1 rRNA gene is annotated in these 1,948 nt (G+C 54.3%); it reads right to left on the bottom strand.

What is annotated here, in order from left to right:
- Window positions 1-1,948: ribosomal RNA gene (locus IBT46_RS26960) — 23S ribosomal RNA — on the bottom strand; the annotation flags it as partial.

The raw sequence follows: 1,948 nt of genomic DNA, 5'->3' as shown, positions 1-1,948 counted from the left end.
CAGGGAGAACTCATCTCGAGGCAAGTTTCGCGCTTAGATGCTTTCAGCGCTTATCTTTTCCGCACTTAGCTACCGGGCAATGCCATTGGCATGACAACCCGAACACCAGTGGTGCGTTCACTCCGGTCCTCTCGTACTAGGAGCAACCCCTCTCAATTCTCCAGCGCCCACGGCAGATAGGGACCGAACTGTCTCACGACGTTCTAAACCCAGCTCGCGTACCACTTTAAACGGCGAACAGCCGTACCCTTGGGACCTACTTCAGCCCCAGGATGTGATGAGCCGACATCGAGGTGCCAAACACCGCCGTCGATATGAACTCTTGGGCGGTATCAGCCTGTTATCCCCGGAGTACCTTTTATCCGTTGAGCGATGGCCCTTCCATTCAGAACCACCGGATCACTATGACCTGCTTTCGCACCTGCTCGAGCCGTCACTCTCGCAGTCAAGCTGGCTTATGCCATTGCACTAACCTCCTGATGTCCGACCAGGATTAGCCAACCTTCGTGCTCCTCCGTTACTCTTTGGGAGGAGACCGCCCCAGTCAAACTACCCACCAGACACTGTCCCCACGCCGGATCACGGCGCCAGGTTAGAACATCAAACGTTAAAGGGTGGTATTTCAAGGATGGCTCCACGCAGACTGGCGTCCACGCTTCAAAGCCTCCCACCTATCCTACACATCAAGGCTCAATGTTCAGTGTCAAGCTGTAGTAAAGGTTCACGGGGTCTTTCCGTCTTGCCGCGGGTACACTGCATCTTCACAGCGAGTTCAATTTCACTGAGTCTCGGGTGGAGACAGCCTGGCCATCATTACGCCATTCGTGCAGGTCGGAACTTACCCGACAAGGAATTTCGCTACCTTAGGACCGTTATAGTTACGGCCGCCGTTTACCGGGGCTTCGATCAAGAGCTTCTCCTTGCGGATAACCCCATCAATTAACCTTCCGGCACCGGGCAGGCGTCACACCGTATACGTCCACTTTCGTGTTTGCACAGTGCTGTGTTTTTAATAAACAGTTGCAGCCAGCTGGTATCTTCGACTGCCTTCAGCTCCGTCAGCAAGTGACTTCACCTAACGACAGCGTGCCTTCTCCCGAAGTTACGGCACCATTTTGCCTAGTTCCTTCACCCGAGTTCTCTCAAGCGCCTTGGTATTCTCTACCTGACCACCTGTGTCGGTTTGGGGTACGATTCGTTGTTACCTGATGCTTAGAGGCTTTTCCTGGAAGCAGGGCATTTGTTACTTCAGCACCGTAGTGCCTCGTCATCACACCTCAGCGTTAACAAGGTTCCGGATTTACCTGGAACCTCCGCCTACATGCTTAAACCGGGACAACCGTCGCCCGGCTAACATAGCCTTCTCCGTCCCCCCTTCGCAGTAACACCGAGTACAGGAATATTAACCTGTTTCCCATCGACTACGCCTTTCGGCCTCGCCTTAGGGGTCGACTCACCCTGCCCCGATTAACGTTGGACAGGAACCCTTGGTCTTCCGGCGAGCGGGCTTTTCACCCGCTTTATCGTTACTTATGTCAGCATTCGCACTTCTGATACCTCCAGCAGACCTCACAGTCCACCTTCTGCGGCTTACAGAACGCTCCCCTACCCAACAACACTAAGTGTCGCTGCCGCAGCTTCGGTGCATGGTTTAGCCCCGTTACATCTTCCGCGCAGGCCGACTCGACCAGTGAGCTATTACGCTTTCTTTAAATGATGGCTGCTTCTAAGCCAACATCCTGGCTGTCTGTGCCTTCCCACATCGTTTCCCACTTAACCATGACTTTGGGACCTTAGCTGGCGGTCTGGGTTGTTTCCCTCTTCACGACGGACGTTAGCACCCGCCGTGTGTCTCCCGTGATAACATTCTCCGGTATTCGCAGTTTGCATCGGGTTGGTAAGCCGGGATGGCCCCCTAGCCGAAACAGTGCTCTACCCCCGGAGATGA

The sequence above is a fragment of the Erwinia sp. S38 genome (assembly GCF_016624545.1).
Taxonomy (GTDB): domain Bacteria; phylum Pseudomonadota; class Gammaproteobacteria; order Enterobacterales; family Enterobacteriaceae; genus Erwinia; species Erwinia coffeiphila.
Note: the sequence above shows the minus strand (reverse complement) of the source record. Positions and strands in the feature narration are given on the sequence as shown.